Consider the following 698-nt stretch of genomic DNA (forward strand, 5'->3'; position numbering starts at 1 on the left):
GGACGCACCAAACGAGCTGCATAGAATAGTAATTGTCACAGCGATTTTTCGAATTATCATTTAATTTCCCTCCTGTCAGAAATGAGGGAATTGTAGCGATAGCGAAGCAATTCCGAACAGTCCCAATTGGGAGGGGGTTGAGTGGCAAAGACAATCGTTCGTTTTCCTTTTTGATAAACTGGAGACAAGATGTTGCCAAAGGACAGAACTCGGAATGCATCAGAGCAAGTGTCATCAGCTATATTTGTTGCAGCAACAGGCCGCGGTTCTTGGCGGGATGTCTGCTTATCGTTTACAGAGGCCTTCCCGGGATCCTACGCGGCTTTACTCAACCAGGATTTTACCAAGCCCGAAGTTAGTTTTGCCGTAGCGGACGGTCTCGACCAAAGGCATCTCGAATCGTTCCTTACGCATTACTGTTACGTCAATCCATGGCGACGGTTCTGGCAATATGCCAAGAACGGAGCGATCCTCGTCGCAGAAAGAGATGACCCAGCTCGCCGTTATCATGATAGTGAGTTCTATAACGACTGGATGAGGGCAGTCGGGGATTTCGACGCCGCCGTTGGCCTGCGCCTCCAGGCGAGCGACGATCAAGTTATTTACCTGCCAGTCCATTTTTCCGAGAGGCTGTCGGGCGAATATTCGTCAACGCTTGAGTTGGTGATGGAGAGTGCTCGCAGCTCGCTAATCAACGC

1 protein-coding gene is annotated in these 698 nt (G+C 50.1%); it reads right to left on the reverse strand.

Going from position 1 to position 698, the window contains the following annotated elements:
* Positions 1–324: 324 nt before the first annotated feature.
* Positions 325–597 (reverse strand): hypothetical protein, encoded by a 273-nt coding sequence (locus tag AB4Z23_RS27555; protein WP_441361194.1) that lies wholly within the window; start codon positions 595–597, stop codon positions 325–327.
* Between the last annotated feature and the right edge of the window lie 101 nt (positions 598–698).

This window comes from Agrobacterium sp. MCAB5 (assembly GCF_052114365.1).
GTDB classification, from domain to species: Bacteria; Pseudomonadota; Alphaproteobacteria; order Rhizobiales; family Rhizobiaceae; genus Agrobacterium; species Agrobacterium tumefaciens.